Raw genomic sequence first — 25,011 nt, 5'->3', positions numbered from 1 at the left:
AGTTGTTACTCTACAATACATTTATAAAGAGTACGAGGAGTGATTTTATGGAAAATAGTATTGAAATTAAGAATTTATGTAAAGGATATGGACATACGACTATATTGGACGATATCAGTTTTGTGGCAAAGGAAGGGAGAGTTACTGCTTTTTTAGGTCCCAATGGAGCAGGGAAAAGTTCTACCTTAAGAATATTATTAGGATTAGATCAAGCCACTTCTGGTAGTGCAACCATTGCAGGGAAAAACTATAAGGATATCCGTAATCCTTTATTTGTTGTCGGAGCAACTTTTGATGGATTAGGTTCACCAAGTGATCGAACGGTTTATCAACATTTAAGAATCGTAGCTGCCAGTAATGGAATTGAGAAAAGTAGAATTAGCGAAGTACTAGCAATAACGGATATTGCTCATAAAAAGAATGAGTCCATTGGACATTTATCTCTTGGGGAAACACAAAGGGTTAGTCTTGCAACAGCATTACTTGGAAATCCACAATTTCTGATATTGGATGAACCGACAAATGGGTTAGATCCTAGCGGCATTCGTTGGTTAAGAAATTTTATTAAGGAACAATCTGAAGCAGGAAAGACGATATTATTATCCTCACATATTTTGTCTGAAGTTGAAGCAGTGACAGATGATGTGGTATTCATTCATAAAGGGAAAATTATTGCAAATGGTGAATTAAAGAACATCATGAAGAATGCCGCAACTTTAGAAGAAGTCTTTTTCAACTTGATTCAAGAAGGGGGAAAAGAAGATGAAGTTATTTTATAGTGAATTATTAAAGATTAGCTATTCAAAACTTTTCAAGATTGTTTTGTTATTAATTTTTATCGTACAACCATTTTTCGCTTATCTTGGAACAAAGGCTGTCTTAGAGTTTGGTTTACAAGCAACTCCCGAGAATACACCTATATTGGCAGAAGCAATACCTCCAATTGAATATTTAGGATTTGATACAGTTATGCTAGGGCTGATGCCGATGATTATTTTGGGAGCTGTTTATGGAGGCAGTGAGTTTAAAAACCATCAACTGAGAACATCTTTACTAGCCTATAGTGATAAGAAGAGTTTATTCTTTTTTAAATTGATGACGTTAACTATTTTATCACTTGTTCTTTCATTTCTATCGATTATAGTCACAATTGAAGTGACTCATGTTACATTAGGGAATTTAGGACTAAGTGTTTTATTAAGTTCGAAAGTTTGGTATTTTATTTTATTTGCGACACTAGCATGGGTAAGTCTCACGATTTTATCTTACTTTATGGCTTTTCTATTTCGTACAGCCATTGTTTCGTTATTATTTTTAATTCCTCAAGTTTATAATGTTGGAGAGTTTCTCTCTACTCATTTTGAATGGGGAAAGGTTCTTCCAGTTGCTTTGGGAAATCATTTAATTGCATCATCGGATACTAGATTTTCACCTCATCCATTTTGGACGGCTACTTTATTGTTCCTTTGGGTGTTCATTTTGGGAATAATTGCTTATTGTCAATTTGAAAAAAGGGATGTAGGAGGGAAATTTTAATGCTAGGAAATCAGATAAAAAGTGAATATTTGAAAATGATATATTACAAAGGATTATCGGTAACGTTAGTATTTTCTATTTTATTTCTATTAGCAATGTTACTGGTATTAAATCCTTCTTTTCTAATGATTAATGGAGATTTTATAGTGACACAGTTTTTGCAAAGTATCTATTTAGCTCAAACAGTTTTTGTAGTTTTTTCTGCGGTATTTTGGGGAAGAGAGTTTCTTAAAAGATCTTTAAGGACAAGTTTATTATCGACCCCTAGTCATTTGAAATTTTTTTGTATCAAGGTAATCGTAACTTTGTTATCGATTTTATGTTGTTTTTTTATAGCCATTGGAGTGGGGATTGGATTAGTATCGTTTTATTTTAAATTTCAATTAAGTCTAGAATTTCTAAGTATACTATTGTCAAAACTTATTCCACCTATAATTGCTACGATTCAAATTAGTATAATTACATTCTGCTTAACGATACTTATGGAATCGATGATTTCTTCTTTAACAATTGTATTATCCATGATATTAGGACTAGGGCAGTTATTATTACAATATTCTTCTAAGATGAATGTACTTCCGGTATTAGTGACTATGAATAGTTTTTCTATCAAAGAAATTTCAATTTATCCAAGTGTTACAGAAGGACTTTTGATTCAATCATTATGGACAATAGTTTTTATTGGATTAGCCTATTACCATTTGCATCTAAAAAGTGTAAAATGAAAGCAAGATAGGAGTGTTGGGGTATGTCATATAAAATTCTAGTCATTGATGATGACGAAACTATTTTAAGATTAATCAAAAATATATTACAGTTAAATGATTATGATGTTACTACTAGAAATGGTATTGAGGAAGTAAATATCTGTGACTTTGTCGACTTTGATTTAATATTATTAGATATTATGATGCCACTAGATGGCATAGCGATTTGTAATGAAATTAGAGAACAGATTAAAGCGCCAATTCTTTTTATTACAGCTAAAGATATGGAGGAAGATTTAGTGAATGGATTATTAGCTGGAGCAGATGATTATATTACTAAACCATTCTCAGTAAAAGAGTTTTTAGCAAGAATTAAAATGCATCTTAGACGTGAAGAACGAAATAGACAAATTGCCAAACGATTAGAATTTGGTTCGATTTCAATTGATATGAATTTAAAAACAGTTTTTGTTGAGGAAAATGAAATCAAACTAACTAACCGTGAATTTATGATAATACAGTTATTAGCTAGTCAAACATCCAGAATATTTACAATTGAAGAAATCTATCAATTTGTATATCCTAACAGTTCTAATACTCAATTTCGTTCTATTTCTGAATATATGTATCAAATACGTTCAAAATTCAAACCTTATCATTTAAATCCGATAGAAACAATGAGAGGAGGTGGGTATAAATGGAAAATAAAATAAGCTTTAAACAACTTGTTCAAAAGACTTGTCTTAAAATTATAGTGGAGTTTGTGATTGCTATTTTAGTGTTATACCTGCTTCCATTATTGTCTATTTCAATTAAAGTGCCAGGTGAAGAAACAACTTATCCTGTATTTTTAAATATTTTTTCTTGGATCTATATCTGTATTGCTTTATTAGTGATTGTTAGTTTGAATATACGACAATTACTATTAAAAATTCATAAAGAGATGAACATCGTTTACCATAAATCCATGTGGTTAGAATCAACTGATTTAACAGAATCATTAACGATTTTAGAATTTCTTGAGACGAATCAAAAAATTAATCACATGCAACAACAAATTGAAGGGATGCTTGAAAAGGAACGCCGACAAAAGGAAGCATTAGCTTTTAAAGTGTCAGCAGCTTCCCACGATTTAAAAACACCATTAACAGTCATTCAAGGAAATTCTGAACTCTTATCTCAATCAGCTATTGAAGGGAAATATCTTCCTTATATTCAAGATATCCATATAGCAAGCAATCGTATGATTGAATATATTAATCGACTACTCTTGTATTCAAAAACTTACTATGAGAATGAAAATGAATGGAAAGAGTATTCCTTACAAGATGTGATTGAGTCCATTGATCAAGAAATTCATTATTTGCTGAAGGACAAAAGTATTGTTACATTCCAATATGATGAACAGATAGATAATAATGCCACAGTATATTTTCATTTGAATTATGTTTTAAGAGCAGTAATGAATATGATGCAAAATGCACTGGAATATAGTCAGGCAGATAAAAAATCAATCAAAGTGTATTTACAATACACTCATCAACAGATAGTGATAAGCGTTTGGAATAATGGTGCGCATTTAACTAATGAAACATTAAAGAATGCTGATTCATTATTTTACCGGAAGGATAAAAATCGTAATCTGAATGATGCACATTTTGGAATAGGATTAGCATTTGTTAAAAGGGTGTCAGAATTACATAATGGAACTTTAGAAATTAAAAATGAAGATGATGGAGTGAAAGTAACAATTAGTATTCATACAGGATTGAGTAAAAAGTAGTAAGGTAAATTATTGAGGTTCATTTAAAATTAATTTTTTCACAAACATATTGTATTTCCCTAAAATTTCCATATAATTATAATTAGAAGGAGGATAGCGTTTTCAAAGTTGATTTTAAGAATTACGTATCAAGAGAATGATTAGGGGGAGTTAACAATGAAATGGTGTAAATCTGTAAAGTTTATTTTATTAGCTTTACTTGTCTGTTCGGTTGCTCTGTTATCAAGTTGTTCGAAAGAAAGAAAATATTCTATAAATCCTTACGTTAATCTAACGGTTGATTCTGAAAATGATGAGAGTGATGAATTATTGTTTGAACGTTTAAAAGAAGTTGATGCAGATTATTTAGAAGAAGCTAAGAATGTATTTTTAACTCACTATCCTAAAGAAGAAAAGGAACAATTAGTGGATAAGACGATAACAATTCGTGAACCGTATACTCTTTTTTCTCCAAATGACAATTTTAATAAAGTAGCTCTTCACTTTACGGTTTATGTTGATGAAAAACCTTATGCTCATATTGGTATTTTAGACAAAAATAGTAGCGGTAGTTTTGCAACCTCATTTATGGAAGCTAAATCTTTCCCAAATAGATTTCCGATGAAACATGGGTGTTATCGTTTTACATCGGTTAAAAATGGATTTCATATTGAATCTGTGAAGTATGATTCTACAAAAGAATATGGGAATTTGAATCATGTAGTTTATACTTTTGATCCAACAGAACTTTAATATATTTCGAATGACTTCCTGTTATAGTAGTATTAGGACGTAAGCAGACAGCATTCGCTGTCTCATTACTAAACTTTGAGCCTAAGGTCTCAAAGTTTCCTGTAAGATAAGCCAAACTGGCTTATCATACTCATACTACTATGGGAAGTCTTCTTGTTTTACATGACCTAATGCGAGTCTCATGCCTAAGCATACTATTATAGGGAGTCTTCTTGTTATTTGTGTTTTTTTTCAAGCAAAATAATCTTCTAAACAAAGAGATATCTTGAGGGTATCTCTTTTTTTATATCAATAAAATATGGTATACTATGAATAGTATGTTTACAGAATGGAGTGATAAAACGATGGATATGTCCAAAATCATTGAACAAATGGTTGAATCGAAAGATGTCAAAAGAATTAGGGAATTGTTCAACCAGAATTATCCAATCGATATTGCTCTAGGATTGGAAGAAGTTACCGATGAAGTGCTTAAAAACTTCATGTATACCATTTCCAATACACGATTAGCTTCCATTTTGGAAGTTAGTGACCCCGAACTTCAAATTCGAATGTTAGAAAAATTACCATTCCGACGTGTAGGATTATTATTCCAACAAATGTCCAATGACGATGTCGTGGATATTTTAGGAAATCTGCCAATTGGAATTCGTAAAAAATATTTGAATATGATGAAGGGTTCTTCTCAAGATGAAATTCAAACGATGTTAAAATATCCTCAAGATTCTGCCGGAGGGATTATGACGACAGAATTTATTTCCGTGAAGGAACATTTAACCGTTGAAGAAACATTGACAAAGTTAAGAGAAATTTCTCCAAATACAGAAGTCATTCATACGATTTTTGTGACAACATTCCAAAATCAATTAATTGGTTGGATTGATATTCGTGACTTATTTACGAATGAATTAGATGTCAGTTTACATGATTTAATGCATACCAATATTATTTCTGTAGTTCCTGAAGAAGACCAAGAAGAAGTAGCTCGTCTATCTTCAAAATATGACTTATCGGTTGTTCCCGTAGTTAGTACAAAGGGCGTTTTAATTGGGATTATTACAATTGATGATATCGTCCACGTTCTTCAAGAAGAGCATCATGAAGATATGCTTTTAATTAGCGGGGTTGAAGGGTCTGAAAGAATTGGTGGTCCATTTATGGAATCCATTAAGAAACGGACTCCTTGGTTATTAATTAATTTAATTACAGCCTTTATGGCTTCAGCTGTTGTTGGGATGTTCCAATCAACGATTGAACAAGTAGTTGTTCTTGCGGTTGCCATGCCAATTATCACGGGGATGGGAGGAAACTCAGCTTCTCAAACTCTAGCTCTGGCAATTCAAGAAATTGCTTTAGGACAATTATCATTGGAAAAAGATAAAAAGTATGTTTGGAATGAAATTGTTTTAGGCTGTATGAATGGACTTATTACCGGAGTTGTAGCTGCTATTGCGCTATATATTCCTTATCAAAACTTTTATTTATCGATTATTGTAGTTTTAGCGATGGCTATGAATTTAATGGTAGGAGCAATTTTTGGATTCTTTGTACCTTTAGTATTAAAAGCAATGAAATTAGATCCAGCCATTTCATCGACCATCTTTGTAACAACGGCAACAGACGTTCTAGGATTTTTCTTTTTCCTAGGAATTGCTCAAGTCTTTTTACCGTTATTAATTTAGACATGAAGGAGATTATGAATGAATTTAGAAGAAATGAGAAAACGACAAGAGCGCATCAGAAACTTCTCGATTATTGCGCATATTGACCATGGAAAGTCAACTTTAGCAGACCGTATTTTACAAGCAACAGATACTGTAGCAGACCGTGAAATGCAAGATCAATTATTAGACTCTATGGACTTAGAACGTGAACGTGGAATTACAATTAAATTAAATGCAGTAGAGTTAACGTATGATGCTAATGATGGAACAGAGTACATTTTCCACTTAATTGACACTCCAGGGCACGTGGACTTTACGTATGAAGTGAGTCGTAGCTTGGCAGCCTGTGAAGGAGCAATTCTTGTAGTAGATGCTGCTCAAGGGATTGAAGCTCAAACATTAGCGAATGTGTATTTAGCCATTGATAATGACTTAGAAATTGTTCCAGTTATTAATAAAATTGACTTACCTGCTGCTGATCCTGAACGTGTTCGTACAGAAATTGAAGACGTTATTGGAATTGATGCCAGTGAAGCCGTTCTTGCAAGTGCTAAAGTGGGGATTGGGATTCCAGAAATTTTAGAACAAATCGTACAAAAAATTCCTGCACCGACTGGTGATTTAGAAGCTCCTCTACAAGCATTAATTTTCGACTCAGTTTATGATGCTTATCGTGGGGTAGTGTTAAATGTTCGTATTCAAAACGGAATTGTAAAACCTGGTGACAAGATTCAATTAATGAGTAATGGAAAAACATTTGATGTTGTAGATGTTGGTATTTTCTCTCCTAAACCAATTAGTCGTGATTACTTAATGGTTGGGGATGTAGGGTATATTACTGCTTCTATTAAAACAATCCAAGATACTCGTGTAGGGGATACTGTTACATTAGCGAACAATCCAGCAAGCGAACCTTTATCAGGTTACCGCAAAATGAATCCAATGGTTTATTGTGGTTTGTATCCAATTGATTCTTCTAAATATAATGATTTACGTGATGCATTAGAAAAATTACAATTAAATGATGCAGCGTTGCAATTCGAAGCAGAAACATCTCAAGCGTTAGGCTTTGGTTTCCGTTGTGGATTTTTAGGATTACTTCATATGGACGTTATTCAAGAACGTTTAGAACGTGAATTTGATTTAGACTTAATTACAACAGCTCCATCGGTAATTTACCATGTTCAAAAAACTGATGGAACAGAAGTAGTAGTTTCTAACCCCGCAGAAATGCCAGATCAATCAAGTGTTCAATCCATTCAAGAACCTTATGTAAAAGCATCGATTATGGTACCGAATGAGTATGTCGGAAGTGTAATGGATATTTGCCAACGTAAACGTGGAACTTTCGTCACAATGGATTACTTAGATGAATATCGTGTCAATGTTATTTACGAAATGCCTTTATCTGAAATTATTTTTGATTTCTTTGATTCATTGAAATCAAGTACAAAAGGATATGCATCATTAGATTATGATTTAATCGGCTATCGTGAAAGCAAACTAGTGAAGATGGATATTATGTTAAATGGTGAAGTAGTCGATGCCTTAAGTATTATCGTTCATAAAGATTTTGCTTATAATCGTGGTAAAGCCATTACTGAGAAATTAAGAACATTAATCCCTCGTCAACAATTTGAAGTGCCAATTCAAGCAGCAATTGGAAACAAAATTTTATCTCGTACAAACATTAAAGCATTACGTAAAAACGTGTTGGCGAAATGTTATGGTGGGGATGTTTCTCGTAAACGTAAGTTATTAGAGAAACAAAAAGAAGGTAAGAAACGTATGAAACAAGTGGGATCTGTTGAAGTACCACAAGAAGCATTCATGTCAGTACTTAACCTTAACGAAGAAGAGAAATAACCTTTTAATAAACTTTTCTATTGTAGCAATGGAAGGCAGCAGACCTACGGTCTCATGCCTAAAAATTGAGCCTAAGGTCTCAATTTTTCCAGTAAAAGAAGTCAGGAAAGACTTCTTTTACTTGTGCTACAATGGAAAGTTTTTTTGTTTATCATTCATTTATGGAATACGTATAAATACGGTCTTTTGTCATTTTGAAATCTATTTAAAAATATTTTTAAATAACTCTTGCATTTTAATTACAGTAGGAGTATTATCTATTTAAAGAAAATTTTAAATAGAAAGAGATGAGGATATGTCAGTTAATGATATTTTGTCAGCATTATCGGATGAAAACCGTCGTAAGATTTTGGAAATTTTACGACAGGGACGAACGAATACTGGGGACTTAGCACAGAGCTTACAAATCACACCGCAAGCATTGTCGTATCATTTAAAGAAGTTAAAACAGGCGGATTTAATTTATGAAACAAAGGAAAAAAACTTTATTTATTATGAATTAAATTTAACCGTTTTAGAAGAGGCAATTGTTTGGATGAATTCAATTATTGGAGGAAATTAATATGTTAGTTGAACAAAGAAAAATTTATTTATTAGATGTCATTTTAACTTTTTTACCGATTTTACTTGCTTTATGTGTCGTTTGGTATGCACCTGAGACCATCGCATCTCGTTTTGACTTAGAAGGAAATGTTGTTGCAACAGCCTCACGTTGGACGATTCTAATATTACCAATCCTCATACTATTATTTTCAGGTTTGATGAAATGGATTGATGATAAAGAATTAGTTGGAAGTCAAAATAAAGAAATTAGCCGTTATATTTTTAGACTCACATTATTATTGTTTAATGCTATTGCCTATTTTCAATTTGTCTTAATTTTGACAGGAGTTAGCATAGGTACACAAAAGGTACGTTTTCTTGCATTTCTTATAGGGTTATTTATGATATTTATTGGAAATGTTAGTCCTAAAATCAAAGAAACGAATAAACACTTTGGGTTCCGTGTTCCATGGATTATGAATAAAGATGAAGCTTTTCGAAAAACACAACGATTCTTTGGATTTGCGAGTATGGTTTCTGGTGTAATCTTTATCTTAATTTCATTATTTGCGGGGAACAAATTAGCATTGTTTCTTGTAAGTATTGTTTTAGTGCTAACGATTGGCATTACTATGGTGTATTCGTATAAAATTAGCAAATAAAGGATAAATGACTTTTCTTCGTAATAGTTTTGGGCAATATTCTCAATTACTACGGAGAAAAGTCTTTTTTCACATTGATTTTTAATTTAATGAGCAGTATACTATACGTGAAAACGATAACAAGTTGAAGAATGGAGATTATGATGCAAAAAGGACAAAAATTATTAATGGGTATTTCTATTGTAGTAGGTGTAATTTGTATTGAATTAAGTATGTATGTCATACCTTTTATAGAAGAAGTTAAGGAGTTTGAATTCCCTATGTTTATCGTAGGTGTTATTCTTTGCATCATCTCCATTATTTTTGGAATTAGACATCAAAAAAAGTTAAGGAGGGTAGAAGAATTGGGTTACATTCATTTATTTAACAGTAATAGGGGGAGTCTTTATGTTAGGAAAATATAGAGTAGTTAGTATTGTATTGTTAAGTATTTGTTTAGTTTCTTGTGGTCAACAGAAAAATACTCAAGAAACGACGGTTCAAGAAAGTATTACAACGGTGGAACAAAGTAAAACCACTAACTTTCAATTAGGAAAAGGAAGTAATCAGTTTAATACTGTTTCATTCAATGAAACGTTTAGAGATAAGAGTGTAGTTGCTCATTATGCAGAAGAGTATCCAGACTTTATTCCGCAAGTGTTGTCAGATGATGGAAAATTATATGGTAGTGTAAATCATATTGGAATTTTGGAAATTGATTTAAAAACAAATACCCATTCATTGGTTCATGAAATGAGTGATGCAACAGTTTCACATCAATGGGTTCAAGCAGTCGACAAAAATTGGGTATTTTTTGAGGAATATACAGACTCAAAAGAAAATGCAAACTTCTACTTATTGAATCGTGCAACGGGTGAAGTTACAACTGTCAAAGAGAATGAAAAGATGCCACTAGTTCATTACATTATAGCATTCTTTACAGAAGATTCGCAGCTAGTATTTAATATTGTTAAGGATAGTAAAGAAGATACATCTTTAAATATGCTTCATCAATTGGAAACAACAACGATGAAAGATCAAGTCGTTGATCAAAATACTTTTTCACCGATTCAATTCAATGGAAAACTCTATTATATTCGCTACGATGCAGCTACTAACCATTCAGAAGTTGTTCAATACGATATGAAGAGTGGAGAGAAAGAAGTAACGTTGACGCATCAAAGTGCAACAGAACATTTGAATCAATTATTTACGGATCAACATGAATTATATGTTTCACTAGGCACAGATTTAAAGAGTGGAACCATTTACCACGTCAATCAAGCAGAAAAGAAATATGATTGGGTCTATGGATATACAAGCACAGGATTTATCCAACAAAATCACCTTGGATTCATGAGTTTCTCAGCAACTGATACTGAATCAGGACGATACAAAACACCTTATCGTTTGATTGACTTACAACATCAACATGAATATGACTATGATGGAAGCATGGTATTCCTATCAGAAAAAGGCATGGCATGGATAGCTTTCAAGAAAGATACAAAAGACATTCCAAAAGGTGAAACATTCCGAAACGAAAATTCAGAAATTCATTATGTTGAATTTGAATGAAGATGAAAAGTGATATACAACTACAAGCTCCTAGAATGAACTAGGGGCTTGTTTTGTAATTTAAAGCAATTATTCGTATTGATGATTGACTTTTGTTCTTAATAATATTATCTTTTTAAGAGTAAAAAAATTTTAAATTAAAAAAATAAGGAGGTAACTAGTTATGAACATCACACTTTTTGTCTACAGTTTATTGTTATGTATATTAGCATTTTTTGCTTATAAAAATGAGTTAGGAATATCTATTACTTCAATTCTACTAGTAGTATTGTTAACATTATTTGCAGGGATTCATCTGTTATATACACATATCATTATTAAAGTAGTAATTTCCTGTTTGTTGTTATTGATTTCGTTCATGTTTTTTGTGGATAGAAGGAAGAGTCTTAAGGAAGTACATTTGTCGCATCATATTATTAGATTACTGCTTCATTTAGTTTTAATAGTTAATTTATGGGTAGTTTAGATTTAAAGAAAATAGTAGCGTAATGGATCATACTAATGAAATTGGTAGTAATTGGAAAGAGATTCGAAAAGAAATATTCACACAAGAAGAAATTTATAAAAGTGATGAAAGAGTTGCAAGTATTAGTAAAATAATTGAAGAAAAAATGAAAGAACAGCAAAAAAAGATTAGAAATGTCTATAAGTATTTTGTCTGTCTTTTAAAAGAACATTATCAAATTCTTCTATATGCTTATTTATATTACATCGTTTTTGAATTCTTTTAAGATCTATTTTTAATTGATTGCTTGTCACTAATTCTAGCATATTATTCACCAATTACTTCGTTAAATAATTTGTCAATAGAATGGTAAATCTTTGAATGAACTTTGCTATTCATAATCTCTAGCTTCTTGAATCGCTAATTCAGTTTGATGATTATAACGTGGTTGTTTAATTTGAAAAGGAAATCCACCTTCCATTATTGAAGTTCTTAAAAAATATTAATAGCATCAGTTACCGTTATTCCAAAGCTAGAAAATAATTCTTGAGCTTTAATAGACGGTTCAATTCTTAAATTTATATGCATAATTTTTTTAGTCTACTGTAGGTCTTTTTTGTTTGAATTTTTTTGAGATTATGATACAATGAAAGCATAAAAGGAGCCTAGCACCAACTAGACTCCAATGTAGAACCGTTAAAAAGACGGTGGCTTAAGTTAAAGTTTTTTTAATAACTCGTCCTACTCGCCAAAAGTGGGGACGGGTTATTTTTTGTTTTGGTTTTTAAAGATTTTATAGCACAAACCTATCAGTGCGATCACAAATGTACCGAACAAAAATAAAATTTGTACAACTTCAAAGGCTGTCAACTCAAGGCCCCTCCTTTCTATCAGATTTTAAGAATATGCCCATAGGCATCAGCTACTTTCTGAAAAAGAGTAGCCACCGTTTTCACTTTTCTACAATTTTCATTATACAATAAAAATGATTTTTTTCGACTGATAGAAGGACTTACTACAGATTTAATCTATAGTAGGTCTTTTTTGTTTAAGGGGGTTCATTTTGAACAAAATTCTTTGCCTATAGATTTAGGAGGGATAACATTAAATCAATTTTGTGCTTTTTTAAATTCCTGAATATGTGCATTATTATAGTAGCATTTATACATACAGTCAATTTCAAGACAAGAAAGCATTTCAAGGACTAGAGAAGTAAAAATGTATCGGAAGATAACTGGCTTATTTTTGAAAACACGTATGAACCAATCATATGACAATGTGCAAAGGATAAGAGGAAATGTAAAAAAGTATCCTGACGGTTGGGGAGAATATCACCCACTCACAGGACTAATGTATTGTGCAGATTCTGAGAGCAAGATGTATGTTCATAGAAAAAGTAAGTATAAGAATATTTCATATTACACTTGCAGTGTCTATACCAAAATCCCTTGCGGCACACTTTGCTCATCAGCACACAGAATAAAAGCAGAAGCGGTCTTAAACCTTATTAGGGAAACACTAAAAGATATTAAAAAATACCTTGATGAGGATAATGAAGCCTGTTCCATTCAAAATGAAATGAAAGAAAAGGAAAAAAATAGAGATAAAAAAGAAAAAGATAAGATTAACGGAAAGCCAAAACAGAATTCAGGAACTTGAACGACTTATGTGCAGAATTTACGAAGATATAATCCTGAATAAAATACCGAATAATCGCTATGAAATCCTTAATAAACAATATGAAACGGAGCACGTAGCTTTAAGTTAAGAAATTAAGGATTTGGAGCAGTAGGTATCAAGATATGAAAAAGAAACAGACAGAGCAAGAAAATTTATATCTCTTATCAATCGTTATGAAAACTTTGATGAACTTACAACTACAATGATAAATGAGTTTGTAGAAAAAATTATCGTACATGAAAGAGACAGAAAAGGAAGTCAGATATCAAAGCAAAAGATAGAAATTTACTTTAATTTCATAGTAAATTATGAATTGCCATAGGCGGATTTAAGCGAAGAGGAAAAACAAAAACTTGAGGAAGAAGAAAGAAAAATCGAAGAAAGAAAAGACAAGCTACACAAAAATTACCTGAAACGAAAAGTAAGCAGAAAACAGAAAGAGTATGAGGATAAATATAAGGCAAGGAGAGAGCAGAAGAAACGGGAGAAAATAAAGGGTTTGAAAAGAGTTGGGATACCTTTAAGTGAGTATAAAGAGTTAAATACAAAAGAAGCCCTCAATTAGGCTTCTTTATGTATTTAATCAGAAAAATTATTTTTTGCATATTTTTTTATGTCTTTGGGATAAAATCCCTTATATTTTTTGAAGCATGTACTAAATTTACTGTGAGAGGAATATCCTACAGCCTCTGCTATATCTTGAATTTTAAGGGTAGAGTTCAGTAGGAGTAATTCCGCCATATTCATTCGCCGTCTTTGAGTATATTCTGTAATTGTACATTGATATTTTTGCTTAAATAATTTTTTTAGTTTTGTGCCGCTCATAGTGGATATTTTTTCTAAAGTATCCTGTGAGATAGATGTTGCATAATGATCGTCTATATAATTGGCGACATTTTTCAAAGCCTCATCATCGGCAATAGATAGTGGATTGCTGTACTTATTTAAAAAAGAGTCTATTGTAATACTTAACCATTCCTTTACCTTTGACTCAAAAAAGATTTCAGCAGCAGGAGATACCATCTTGCAATTAAGGATATCTTTTGCGATTCTTTCTAAAGGCTTGTTTATTATAGTGCTGGTATTAAAAAATAAATCTTCATAGTTACAGACTTTATTCTTATAAGAGGACAGGCATTGCTCTATCATGGACTGATTGAAATTTATACCGATTCCTAAATAAGGAGAGTTTTTGTGAAGTATAAACCTATAGTCTTTAGAATTTTTTGTATTTATTATATAAAGTGAATTTGAAGAAAGATTTTGATAAGGATTAAAACATTCACCGTTTGCTGTAACTAAATAAGATGAATAAAAGGAATAGAAATTATCTAAACCAGAAAAACTTGTATGGATAATTTCTTTTTTTATGAAAACATCATAAATATCAATAGTGAAATTATCGCCCTCGTAAAACCAATATATGCCTTCTGAATTATCCGTGCTAAAACGGAATTCATGTCCTACAGTGGAGTATTTTGTATTATCGATAGATTCATCTGTAGAAAAAAAGTTTTTAACAAAGTTATAAAAATCACTCATATTATACCTCCGTGCTTTATATTTTATCCCGAATAGACATTATCCCGAATAGACTTAGTTAGCCATATCTAATTGATTGAAATTCTCATTTATTATAAGATAAATAATAGATAGAAACAAGAAAAAAACTATACGTATTGCAAAAGAGTTTGAAAACAAACTTCTAAAATCAGTCTAAAAAGGCTATTTATAAGGTTTGCTAATTTTAAGAAAAAGGAGGAGTTGTTCAGTGAAGAATAAGAAGAAATCAATACTGGAAAGACTAATGCCTTACGGTGGTAAAAAAAGTTTTTTACTCTATATTGCTATGGTTATGTCTGCTATATCAGGTGTCATGGTTTTGATGCCTATGGTATATATTCATAGAATTGTAAATAACTTAATTTTAAATGGGATGGTGAATTTTGATTATGTAAAGGAAAATTCAATTTATGCAGCAGCCTTTGCCGGTTTGGGGCTATTCATATACCTAATAGGTTTAATTTTATCCCATATTTTTGCATTTGAAGTGGAAGATAACATTATTAAGACTTCCGTAACAAAACTAATAAACAAACCGCTTGGGTATTTTGATGACAAAGAAAGCGGAAGGATAAGAAATGTAATTGTGTCCGGAGCGTCTGAAACCCATTCTTTTTTAGCGCATCAACTTCCTGATATGGCGATGACCATTATATCGCCAATCGTTCTGCTTGTATTTTTCTTCGTGTTTAACTGGAAGTTAGGACTTGCCAGTATGATACCGATGATTATCGGTATGACATTGATGTCATCTATGATGACAGCCGAAACAAAAAAAATGAAAGATGAGTATTATGCAGGACTTTCCAATTTATCTTCTCAGACAGTTGAATATGTTCGAGGAATTCCTGTTGTTAAAACATTTGCACAAAGTGTTGAGAGCTTTGATAAGTTATATTCGTTGATCATAAAAATAAAAGACAATGTACTTAAGCTCACTATGAGTTATACTAATAAAATGTCGTGGTTTGAAACTGTTTCTACATCGACGGCATTTTTCTTGGTACCTGTGGCATTACTCTTAATAAAATTTAATGGAAACTTATCTAATGTAGTTGCAGATTCTGTTATTTACTTCCTAATAGGACCGGCATTTGCTACTTTTATTATGAGAACTGCGACGATTACACAATCCAGTTATTTTGCGGAACTTGCTTTAGATAAAATTGAAAATATACTTGAGTTTGATGATTTTGTTTATGGAAATAAAACAAGTTCTGATGTTGGGATAGAGTTTAAAAATGTAAGCTTTTCTTATGAAGATGAAAATGTATTAGACGATATTTCATTTAAGGTGAATAAAGGAGAACGAGTTGCTTTAGTCGGATCGTCAGGCAGTGGTAAAACTACTATAGCAAGGCTTGCTGCACGATTTTACGATATTAAAACAGGTGAAATTTATATTGGAGGAATTAATATAAAAGATTTTGAAAAAGAGGCTTTAATGAGAAAAATTGCTTTTGTTTTTCAAAACTCTAAACTATTTAAAATGAGTTTAAGAGATAATCTTTTAATCGGAAAGCCTGATGCAACTAATGAAGAAATTGACAATGCCTTAATCAATTCAGGGTCTAAAGATATTATTGAAAATTTAGATAAAGGACTTGATACTGTTTACGGAACTAAAGGCACATATTTTTCAGGAGGAGAAGCTCAAAGGATTTCTATAGCGAGAGCTTTTTTGAAAGATGCAGATATTATCATTTTAGATGAAGCTACAGCCTTTGCAGATCCTGAAAATGAATATTTGATTCAAGAGTCTTTTAAGAAGCTATCAAAAAGCAAGACAACATTGATGATTGCTCATAGATTATCTACAGTAATAGATGCGGACAAGATTCTCGTTATTGATAAAGGGAAAATTGTAGAAGAAGGCAAGCATGCAGATTTAATAGATATAAATGGGCATTATAAAAAGCTTTGGGAAGAATATCAAAAATCCGTAAATTGGAAGATAGGAGGTTAAACATATGGTTTCTTATTTTATGAAAAAATATTCGATGTCAGAAAAAGGCGCTCTTAACTTAAGAAAAGCCATATTTTCACACACGCTTGTTAATTTAACTAAATTGTTCGCACCAATGATCGGTTTTATGTTTCTATTCCAGTATATAGGCATTTTAACAGGCATTGAGAGCTACAATTTTACTTCTGTTTATTATATTGCACTAATTGTAGTAATGATGATTGTGATGTTCTTAGTAGCGAGGTGGGATTATGTAAGACTTTACACCAATGTGTACAACGAGAGTGCAAATTCAAGAATTGAGTTAGCGGAAAGGTTAAAGAAATTACCTCTTTCTTATTTTGGTAAAAGAGATTTGGCAGACCTTGCGGAAACCATGATGAATGACATGAACTTATATGAAACAATTTTCTCTCATGCTGTACCTCAGATATATTCAACGGCTATATCCACAAGTATTATTGCTTTAATGCTTATCTTCTATAATTGGAAACTTGCACTTGCAGCCCTTTGGGTAATTCCCATTTCTATTTTGATTATATTTTTATCAAAGAAAAGTCAGAAAAAAATAGTACAGGGCTGGATAGATGATAATCGTAAGGTTTTCGATAATCTACAGGAAAATATAGAGCAGATAGAGCAAATAAAATCTTACAACTTAGAAGATAGGGTGTTAAATGATTTTTTTGAAAAATTAAATGCATCCACAAAACAGAAAACGAAAGGTGAAGTTGTTGCCGGAACACTTACAGGAATAGCTACTGCAATTTTAAAGCTTGGAATTATAAGTGTTGCCGTTATCGGCGTCAACATGCTTATGGCAAGGGAGGTAAGTGTGCTGGTTTATATCGCATTTTTAATGCTTACAGCAAGTATTTATCTTACTATAGAAGGAATAATCACCTTTATGTCAATGATAGTTATTCTTGATGCGGTTGTAGGGAGAATAAAGGAAATAAAGACCATGCCTGTTCAAGAAGGCAAAAAAGATATTGACATTAAAAATTACGATATTGAGTTCAAGGATGTTTATTTTGGATATGATGATTATTCTGTAATAAATGGTGTGAGCTTTACTGCAAAGCAGGGTGAAATCACTGCGCTAATCGGTTCAAGCGGAAGCGGAAAAACAACTCTCACCAAGCTTGCTGCAAGATTTTGGGATATAGATAAAGGAAAGATTTTGATAGAGGGAGAGGACATCGGTAAAATTGATCCGGAAACACTCCTTAAAAATTTCTCTATCGTTTTCCAAGATGTTACTCTTTTTAATTCAAGCATAAAAGATAATATAAAAATCGGTAAAAAAGATGCTACAGATGAAGAGATTATAAGAGCGGCTAAAATAGCTAGATGTTATGAATTTATAGACAAAATGCCGGATGGAATAGATACAGTAATAGGTGAAAACGGACAAAGACTTTCAGGCGGAGAAAGACAAAGAATCTCAATAGCAAGGGCAATACTAAAAGACGCACCAATCATATTGCTTGATGAGGCTACAGCATCTCTGGATGTTGAAAATGAAAGTCTAATTCAAGATGCTTTATCTGAACTTATAAAAGAAAAAACGGCAATTGTTATTGCTCATAGATTAAGAACAATAAGAAATGCAAACAAAATCATTTTATTAAATGCCGGAAAAATAGAAGCGATAGGGACAGATGAAGAACTTTGTAAAAGCTCGGAATTTTATAAAGCAATGCTTAGAAAATCAAATATTCAGTGAAAACTTATTTAGGAGGAAAATATAAAAATGGAAAAATTAAGAATTAAAGATTTAGTTACGATAGGTGTATTTACAGTAATATATTTTGTACTTATGTTTGCTTCGGGAATGATTGGTATTGTACCGATTTTATACTTGGCATACCCTACACTGGCAGGCATTATAACAGGAATAGTTATAATGCTCTTTATGGCAAAAGTTCAAAAATCATGGGGATTATTTATACTTGGGTTGATTTGTAGTCTTGTAGCAATTGCAATGGGAAATACATATGTAATATTGATACATGCTGTAATCAGTATGGCAATTGCGGAACTTTTAAGAAAAAAAGGAGAATATAAATCATTTAAATTTAATATGCTCTCATTTGCCGTATTCAACACTTGGATTTGTGGTTTCCTTATGCAAGTTTTGTTGGCTAAAGACAAGGTTATTAAACTGGCTGAAACAGGCGGTATGGGTCACGATTATATAATGAAGCTCATAGCACTTTTGAATTATCGTAGTATGGTATTAGTATATATCGGTGCTGTTGTCGGCGGGATACTCGGCGCATATATCGGTAAAGTCTTTTTGAAAAAGCATTTCGAAAAAGCGGGTATTGTATAATGCTCGTTTCTTTAGACAATCCATATAATCCCAATCCAATTAGTAAAATTTTAGTAAGTTTTTCACTTGGATTTGCTGTATTTTATAAAGTAAATACCTATTTTGAATGGGGAATTGTGCTTCTTATTTCATTTCTTTTTTTTATGAATGGATTTAAGAAAGAAGCCTTAAAAAACATATCATTTTTTGGGGTTCTTTCTTTGATACCTAATCTTGATGTAATTAGAAATATGAATGCGATTTTAATGATGTTTTTTATGCTATTTGCTGTATGTAAGATGTTTTATCTTCCATTTAGTGCGGGAAGTTTTTTTTTAAAAACATCGGATGTAGGAAGTGTAATATCCTCTATGGATAAAATGAATTTGCCTCGTACTGTTTCTATACCAATTGCTGTAATGTTTAGGTTTTTTCCTTCATTTAGGGAAGAAAGTCACAATGTAAAACTTGCTATGAAAATAAGAGGTATTACATTTAAAAATCCATTTTCATACATCGAGTATGTAATTGTGCCTTTACTTGTTATATCTTCTAATATTTCTGATGATATTGCAAAGGCAGCAGAAACAAAATGTATTGAAAATCCTGTTAAAAAAACAAGGTACATATCCGTCAAAACGAAAATAGTTGATTTTGTTTATGTGCTTTCAATACTGATTATGATTATAGGAGGAGCTTTATGGTAGAAATTGAAAATTTATCTCTATCTTATGGAAATTCTCCTAAAGTGTTAAAAAACATTTCTTTAGATGTAAAAAAAGGCGAATGTGTATTATTTACTGGGAAAAGTGGTAGCGGAAAATCTTCAATTATAAATTCTATCAATGGGTTAGCTGTACGATATGATGGAGCTTATATGTCTGGAACCATCAGGATTGATAATAAAGATATTAAAAACCTCGAATTATACGAAATATCGCTCTTAGTATCAAATGTATTTCAAAATCCAAAGACACACTTTTTTAATATAAATACTACACTTGAATTACTTTTCTATTTGGAGAATATAGGACTTTCAAAAAAACAAATGGATGAAAGACTAAATGATATGTTGGATTTGTTTCCGATAGAACATCTTTTAAATAGAGATATTTTTAAGCTTTCGGGTGGAGAAAAGCAGATTTTATGTATTGCTGCAAGTTATATATCTGGAACGGAAATCATTGTTTTAGATGAGCCTTCATCAAATCTTGATGAAGAAAACATTTTAATCATAAAAGAAATGCTTATAAAACTTAAAGATAAGGGGAAAACTCTTATAATCTCGGAACATAGAATATTTTATCTAATGGATATTGTAGATAGAGTTTTTTTGATTAAAGATGGGGAAATTCAAAAGGAATATACTCAAATAGATTTTATGAAAATACCGTCTGAAAAGCTAAAGAAGTTAGGTTTAAGAAATAATAATAGAGTAAAACTTGCAGTACCCGAAAATCAAAATAAGGGAAATTTAGAAGTAAAAAACATTGAATTTAAGTTTAATGGCATAGATAAAAAATTGCATTTAAAAGACCTCTCTTTTGAAATGGGTAAAATTTACGGCATAGTAGGAACAAACGGACTTGGTAAATCCACTTTGCTCAGATGCCTTATAGGCTTAGAAAGAAAAGCGAAGGATGAAATCTATTTGGACGGCAAAAGACTTTCAAAATCAGATAGGCTAAAAATATCATCTCTTGTAATGCAGGATGTTAATCATCAGCTTTTTACCGATTCTATTGCAAGTGAAGTAGGTCTTGGAATAAAAAATATTGAAAGTAGTTATGTTGAAAATATTCTGAAAAAACTTGATTTATATGAATCAAAAGATCGTCATCCAATGAGCTTGTCAGGTGGACAAAAGCAAAGGGTAGCCATTGCATCTGTACTATGTAAAAAATCTAAACTTATGTTTTTTGATGAGCCTACCAGTGGAATGGATTATTGCAATATGATGAATATATCCCATCTGATCAACGAATGTAAAAGCGATAAGAAAATAATATTTATTGTTTCACATGACCAAGAATTTTTAAATTCGATAGCTGACAATGTTATATATTTGTAAATATCCATAGAGATACTCATATTTGAAAAATCAAGATAAAAGAGATTTAAAGATGTAAGGAGATAAAAATTTGAAATATCATGATATGATAATAGAAAATATAAGTGTATGTGAATTTCTTTTATCGTGTGAAAGTAAGATATTTTGTTTAGGAAAATTTTTATGCGTTATTAAATAATTTAATAGAAAAAGAATACATTTCTAAAAGAGGACTTTTAGGCTCATCGACAAATTCTGTTGGTGGATTAAATGTAACAGCAAATTAAGTCTTTAATTTTAAATGAACAAGGTGGCTGAAAATTAATGATTTAATCAATTTAATAATTAACCACAAACATAACTATGAACGAAATCTAGTTTTAACTTTATAATGAGCAGGGGCATGTTATCCGCGATTAGCGGTTTGGGGGCTGTGAAATTTAATCTTATTTTTCGCTTCCCCCAATTCAACATGCCCATGGAGGCTCATTGTCAAGTTAAAACGACTCTATACAACCTTTCTTAAATCATAATGACTTTCTATTGACCGGGGTAAAGAAACACCCTTTGATAATCTTAATTCTTAATTTCATATTCTCAAAATTTCGATATCCATATGCCACACGTTTAATCACTTTAATTAAATTATTCGTTCCTTCAATAGCTCCGTTGGAATATCCCGTCATAAATGCTTGATAAATCCCATTCTTAAAACGTTTAAACACTTCAAACTTTTTCTTAAATTCATAAGGTAATTGTTTTGGAATCTCTTTTATACATGTCATAAATGCCTCATAATCTTTCTTCTTGTAAGCTTTTCTAAGTTCTTGAATAAAATCATATGCATCTGATAATTCTTCATCAAAATTCAATAATTTTTCTACCAATTGAGCTTGAGTAAGATAGGTTTTGAAGTGATAATTGTACCTTAGTTTTTCTTCATCTAATTCATCACTAGGTTTTAAAAGTACTTTCCAGTAACGTTTTAATGTTTTCTGCTGTGTGGATTTAGCAGAAAATTGCTTCATAATCACAACTCGAAGTTGATTAAAGTTACGATTCATATGTTGAATGATATGGAATCGATCTACTACGATAACAGCGTTTGGAAATACAGTTTTAATAAGATTTTGATAAGAAGCATTCATATCCATCACTAAATATTTCACTTTTAAACGTTGTTTACGGGAAAACTTCATAAAGAAAGAAATCAATTCATGAAGTGTTCTACCTGGTAAAATATCAATTAATTGGCGATTTTCTCCATCTAAACAAATGAAATTCATTTTCCCTTGTTGTGTTTTAACGCCTCTAAATTCATCTAAACAAAGCACTTTAGGTAAATAGTGATACTGATCCATTGTTTTTATTTTAAACTTCTTCATCACTCTTTCAACAGTCTTATCAGAAATTGAAAGAAGTTTAGTGATTGTTTTTCTAGAGAAGTTTTCTTTTAATTACAACATAATTTGACACTCTAAATCATAAGAAATATTACTATTTTTAGGAACAAGAGGGCAATCTACCACCCATGTTTTATGACAAGCTTTACAGATGAATCGTTGTACTTTAAGGTCTAAAATAGTCTTATGTCCAAATAGGTGTGGAATTCTAATTTTATGTTCCATAGGAGAATGTTTAATCACATTTTCGCTAGAACAATATAGACAAGAAGTACAAGTATTTGTCCAAGTTCCATTAATTTTATGAACTGTTTCATTGTTTTCTGTTACGATTTCTAACCAATTTTCATCCGTAATAAAATTTTCTTCTGTTAATCCTAGTAATTTTCGTATACAATAGTCCATGAGAGAAATCCTCCTTTGATTTGTTTTGGTCGACTTAATCATAACTCGGATTTCTTTTTTTTGCATGTAAAAAATCCTATCGGTGATTTCTCACCAACAGGATTTGTCGTACAACCGAATGAACTAGGGGCTTGTTTATGTTATGGGGAATCCTTTTTCAAATGCTTCTTTAGCTTCGGCTAGAGTCATTTTATTTGGTCCTCCGTCAATATTAAATCTTCCAGTATTTTGCCAATGGCAGGTATCGCATATATCGTAAGTTTCTACTAGATTGCCACAAACAGGGCAATGAACGTGCTCCCAACCGTCAATGAATATTAATTCCTGTTTTTCATTCTTACTCATCTTTATCACCCATCAATAGATTTTGGACTTCTATAAATTACTTTTTCAATTTCATCGATTGTAATAGTAATCGTATCCCAATTTTCAGGAGAGTCTCCAATATCAGCTATAAACGTATCTTCACTTAACTTATCTACAATTGCTGCTGTTTGTCCATCTTTTAAAAGAACAGTATCAAATTCTTCTATATGCATATTAACACTGCCTTCATACGTATTTTCAGGCTTATTATATCGTAAATATCTAAATAAAGCATTGTAAAACATTAGCTATAGTTACAATTGAAAAATAAAAATTTTAACTACACCATGGTATTTTCCACAAAGCGCAAAAATAACAAATCATAGAGGCATCTACTGAGAAGTAAGTGTCTTTTTGCATCATTCATTGAAATCGAACATCGACTATGTTAACGTTAAGGTATTAACAAAAGTTAAAGGAAAATGACATGAAAAAGAAAACAACAAGCATCATAGAAGAACAATTACAACGACTAAACCGTTCCCCATTATTTGCCATCTCATTAAGTGGGAAGGAATTATCTCACTCTAATTTTTGGGCATGGTTATTAGAACAAGAAGTTGAAGGAAAACATCCATTTATCGAAGTATTTATCCCTGATTTTTATCAAAATGGATGTACCTTCATATCAGTCGAAAGAGAAAAGAAACATGTGGATTTAACGATTACTTTTAAAAACAAAGCCAATGAAACAGAAGTACTGATTATTGAAAACAAAATCAAATCTATTCCAACAAAAGAACAATTGATGAGATATGAAGAAGAATTAGGAAAACAAGACTTAACGATTACAGGAATTCTAACAGGATTATACGCCTCATTAGATATCCAAGAGCTAGGAAAATGGTCATTCTTAAGTTACCAAGAAATTGCTAAACGAATCATGAATATCCAAGAACTACATGCAACAATGGATTTTGCAGACTATATCAGACAATATGCTGAGGATATCGAAGTACTCTATGACTTATTCCAAAGTAAAATAGAGCAAAATAAAGGAAAATACATTATTGGAGACAAAGACTTAGAAAAAATCCGCTATTCTGATATTTATGTAAAACTTAAAGGATCAGAATTCATGGAAGAAATTAATAAACGACTCAATTTTGAAGCTTACAAAGATTGGGTAAAACCAGTTTGCGGACTTAGCTTCAATCATAAGAAACCAACTCTCAGTATCGTTTTTTCTCAAAGAATCGATGGAGATCCAACAAAAAAAATTGGCATGATTGGTGTACAGATAGAAGGAGACCAATTCAGAATTTATGGAGGAGCTTCGCAAGAAGGCAATTATCATGAGAAAACAGTGATTGAAAAACTATACGATTGCGATTATTTCAAGAGAAATTTTTCAGAAGAAATTATCAAACAAAATCGCACTTCTAAAATGAGAAACAACTATTGTAAGTATGGGAATGTTGCAGCTAAATATTGCCATTGTTACCAATACTGGAAAATAGAGGACTTTAGCTATGATGCCATTATTGATGAGTTGATGAAGCAAATGAGAATTGCGGAAGAGAAGATTAAGGACGGCTTGACGTTTTTGCATAAAAAATAGTTATTCTCTTAAAATACACTATATATTGTAGGCGATGTATTGAAAATAGCTATATACAGTATTATAATTAATGTAATTAGTGTAGAAGTACATTTTATAAATTAAAGAAAGATGAAAATATAACGACAGAAGTGTTATTAAAAATATGCGAGGAGTTTAATTGTGATATATCTGAAATTATGGAATGTATAGATTAGGGAGGAGT

General features: G+C 31.4%; 24 protein-coding genes and 4 pseudogenes. 21 read left to right on the top strand and 7 right to left on the bottom strand.

Annotated features, from left to right (window positions below; genetic code table 11):
- Positions 1–47 precede the first annotated feature (47 nt).
- The 13 genes from RYK07_RS01220 (at position 48) to RYK07_RS01160 (ending at position 11,781) form a co-directional block, all read left to right on the top strand.
- Positions 48–779, top strand: a complete 732-nt coding sequence (locus RYK07_RS01220; RefSeq protein WP_314852006.1) for an ABC transporter ATP-binding protein — start codon at positions 48–50, stop codon at positions 777–779.
- Positions 763–1,536, top strand: a complete 774-nt coding sequence (locus tag RYK07_RS01215; protein WP_314852005.1) for a hypothetical protein — start codon at positions 763–765, stop codon at positions 1,534–1,536. The genes RYK07_RS01220 and RYK07_RS01215 overlap by 17 nt, the downstream gene beginning before the upstream one ends.
- On the top strand, positions 1,536–2,261 hold the full coding sequence (locus RYK07_RS01210; RefSeq protein WP_314852004.1) for a hypothetical protein: 726 nt from the start codon (positions 1,536–1,538) through the stop codon (positions 2,259–2,261). Before RYK07_RS01215 ends, RYK07_RS01210 begins: the two co-directional genes overlap by 1 nt.
- Positions 2,262–2,284: 23 nt before the next feature.
- On the top strand, positions 2,285–2,956 hold the full coding sequence (locus RYK07_RS01205) for a response regulator transcription factor (RefSeq protein WP_314852003.1): 672 nt from the start codon (positions 2,285–2,287) through the stop codon (positions 2,954–2,956).
- Positions 2,941–4,026, top strand: a complete 1,086-nt coding sequence (locus RYK07_RS01200; protein ID WP_314852002.1) for a HAMP domain-containing sensor histidine kinase — start codon at positions 2,941–2,943, stop codon at positions 4,024–4,026. Before RYK07_RS01205 ends, RYK07_RS01200 begins: the two co-directional genes overlap by 16 nt.
- A 156-nt stretch (positions 4,027–4,182) precedes the next feature.
- Positions 4,183–4,758 (top strand): hypothetical protein, encoded by a 576-nt coding sequence (locus RYK07_RS01195; RefSeq protein ID WP_314852001.1) that lies wholly within the window; start codon positions 4,183–4,185, stop codon positions 4,756–4,758.
- A 350-nt stretch (positions 4,759–5,108) separates the two neighbouring features.
- The gene (mgtE, locus tag RYK07_RS01190) at positions 5,109–6,440 is read left to right on the top strand and encodes a magnesium transporter (protein WP_314852018.1); all 1,332 of its coding nucleotides are present in this window, start codon (positions 5,109–5,111) and stop codon (positions 6,438–6,440) included.
- A gap of 18 nt (positions 6,441–6,458) precedes the next feature.
- A complete protein-coding gene (gene lepA, locus RYK07_RS01185) occupies positions 6,459–8,288 on the top strand; it encodes a translation elongation factor 4 (protein ID WP_314852000.1) in 1,830 nt (609 codons plus the stop codon).
- Between the two features lie 295 nt (positions 8,289–8,583).
- Positions 8,584–8,850, top strand: a complete 267-nt coding sequence (locus RYK07_RS01180; protein ID WP_314404289.1) for a metalloregulator ArsR/SmtB family transcription factor — start codon at positions 8,584–8,586, stop codon at positions 8,848–8,850.
- 1 nt (position 8,851) lies between these two features.
- Positions 8,852–9,493 carry an SdpI family protein gene (locus tag RYK07_RS01175; RefSeq protein WP_314851999.1) on the top strand — a complete coding sequence of 214 codons (642 nt, stop codon included), beginning with the start codon at positions 8,852–8,854 and terminating at the stop codon, positions 9,491–9,493.
- A gap of 143 nt (positions 9,494–9,636) precedes the next feature.
- A complete protein-coding gene (locus tag RYK07_RS01170; protein ID WP_314851998.1) occupies positions 9,637–9,897 on the top strand; it encodes a hypothetical protein in 261 nt (86 codons plus the stop codon).
- Positions 9,881–11,050 (top strand): hypothetical protein, encoded by a 1,170-nt coding sequence (locus RYK07_RS01165; protein ID WP_314851997.1) that lies wholly within the window; start codon positions 9,881–9,883, stop codon positions 11,048–11,050. Before RYK07_RS01170 ends, RYK07_RS01165 begins: the two co-directional genes overlap by 17 nt.
- Before the next feature lie 488 nt (positions 11,051–11,538).
- On the top strand, positions 11,539–11,781 hold the full coding sequence (locus tag RYK07_RS01160; RefSeq protein WP_314851996.1) for a hypothetical protein: 243 nt from the start codon (positions 11,539–11,541) through the stop codon (positions 11,779–11,781).
- Between the two features lie 41 nt (positions 11,782–11,822).
- Here RYK07_RS01160 and RYK07_RS01155 read toward each other — a convergent pair.
- Positions 11,823–12,083: pseudogene (locus tag RYK07_RS01155) on the bottom strand (type II toxin-antitoxin system RelB/DinJ family antitoxin).
- Positions 12,084–12,260: 177 nt separating this feature from the next.
- Complete coding sequence (locus RYK07_RS08945; protein WP_399546193.1) at positions 12,261–12,317, bottom strand: hypothetical protein; 57 nt, start codon at positions 12,315–12,317, stop codon at positions 12,261–12,263.
- 260 nt (positions 12,318–12,577) lie between these two features.
- Between RYK07_RS08945 and RYK07_RS01145 the strand changes: the two are divergent.
- A pseudogene (locus RYK07_RS01145) lies at positions 12,578–13,740 on the top strand (DUF4368 domain-containing protein); the annotation flags it as partial.
- Between the two features lie 14 nt (positions 13,741–13,754).
- Here the strand turns inward: RYK07_RS01145 and RYK07_RS01140 are convergent.
- Positions 13,755–14,717 (bottom strand): AraC family transcriptional regulator, encoded by a 963-nt coding sequence (locus tag RYK07_RS01140; RefSeq protein WP_314851995.1) that lies wholly within the window; start codon positions 14,715–14,717, stop codon positions 13,755–13,757.
- Positions 14,718–14,946: 229 nt separating this feature from the next.
- Here RYK07_RS01140 and RYK07_RS01135 point away from each other — a divergent pair, with 229 nt between their 5' ends.
- The 5 genes from RYK07_RS01135 to RYK07_RS01115 are packed head-to-tail and all read left to right on the top strand — an operon-like array spanning position 14,947 to position 21,092.
- Positions 14,947–16,704, top strand: a complete 1,758-nt coding sequence (locus tag RYK07_RS01135) for an ABC transporter ATP-binding protein (RefSeq protein ID WP_314851994.1) — start codon at positions 14,947–14,949, stop codon at positions 16,702–16,704.
- 4 nt (positions 16,705–16,708) lie between these two features.
- Positions 16,709–18,433, top strand: a complete 1,725-nt coding sequence (locus RYK07_RS01130; RefSeq protein WP_314851993.1) for an ABC transporter ATP-binding protein — start codon at positions 16,709–16,711, stop codon at positions 18,431–18,433.
- 21 nt (positions 18,434–18,454) lie between these two features.
- A complete protein-coding gene (locus RYK07_RS01125; protein ID WP_049489415.1) occupies positions 18,455–19,042 on the top strand; it encodes an MptD family putative ECF transporter S component in 588 nt (195 codons plus the stop codon).
- Complete coding sequence (locus RYK07_RS01120) at positions 19,039–19,728, top strand: energy-coupling factor transporter transmembrane component T (protein WP_314852015.1); 690 nt, start codon at positions 19,039–19,041, stop codon at positions 19,726–19,728. The genes RYK07_RS01125 and RYK07_RS01120 overlap by 4 nt, the downstream gene beginning before the upstream one ends.
- Complete coding sequence (locus tag RYK07_RS01115) at positions 19,722–21,092, top strand: ABC transporter ATP-binding protein (RefSeq protein ID WP_314851992.1); 1,371 nt, start codon at positions 19,722–19,724, stop codon at positions 21,090–21,092. The genes RYK07_RS01120 and RYK07_RS01115 overlap by 7 nt, the downstream gene beginning before the upstream one ends.
- A 506-nt stretch (positions 21,093–21,598) precedes the next feature.
- Here RYK07_RS01115 and RYK07_RS01110 read toward each other — a convergent pair.
- The 4 genes and pseudogenes from RYK07_RS01110 to RYK07_RS01095 all read right to left on the bottom strand — a co-directional run.
- Positions 21,599–22,510, bottom strand: a pseudogene (locus tag RYK07_RS01110) (ISL3 family transposase); the annotation flags it as partial.
- An 18-nt stretch (positions 22,511–22,528) separates the two neighbouring features.
- Positions 22,529–22,879: a transposase family protein gene (locus RYK07_RS01105; RefSeq protein ID WP_314851991.1), complete on the bottom strand. Its 351-nt coding sequence runs from the start codon at positions 22,877–22,879 to the stop codon at positions 22,529–22,531.
- Positions 22,880–23,014: 135 nt separating this feature from the next.
- The gene (locus tag RYK07_RS01100; protein WP_314851990.1) at positions 23,015–23,224 is read right to left on the bottom strand and encodes a CPCC family cysteine-rich protein; all 210 of its coding nucleotides are present in this window, start codon (positions 23,222–23,224) and stop codon (positions 23,015–23,017) included.
- A 5-nt stretch (positions 23,225–23,229) separates the two neighbouring features.
- Positions 23,230–23,490 carry a hypothetical protein gene (locus RYK07_RS01095; protein ID WP_314851989.1) on the bottom strand — a complete coding sequence of 87 codons (261 nt, stop codon included), beginning with the start codon at positions 23,488–23,490 and terminating at the stop codon, positions 23,230–23,232.
- Positions 23,491–23,672: 182 nt separating this feature from the next.
- On the opposite strand from RYK07_RS01095, the gene RYK07_RS01090 reads away from it, so the two are divergent.
- Entirely contained in the window at positions 23,673–24,806 is a 1,134-nt protein-coding gene (locus RYK07_RS01090; protein ID WP_314851988.1) for a PD-(D/E)XK nuclease family protein, read from the top strand.
- A gap of 83 nt (positions 24,807–24,889) precedes the next feature.
- Positions 24,890–25,003, top strand: a pseudogene (locus RYK07_RS01085) (helix-turn-helix domain-containing protein); the annotation flags it as partial.
- Positions 25,004–25,011 lie beyond the last annotated feature (8 nt).

Origin of the sequence: uncultured Granulicatella sp., from assembly GCF_963528315.1 — a bacterium.
Taxonomy (GTDB): Bacteria; Bacillota; Bacilli; order Lactobacillales; family Aerococcaceae; genus Granulicatella.
This window is presented reverse-complemented; position numbering and strand designations above follow the sequence as displayed.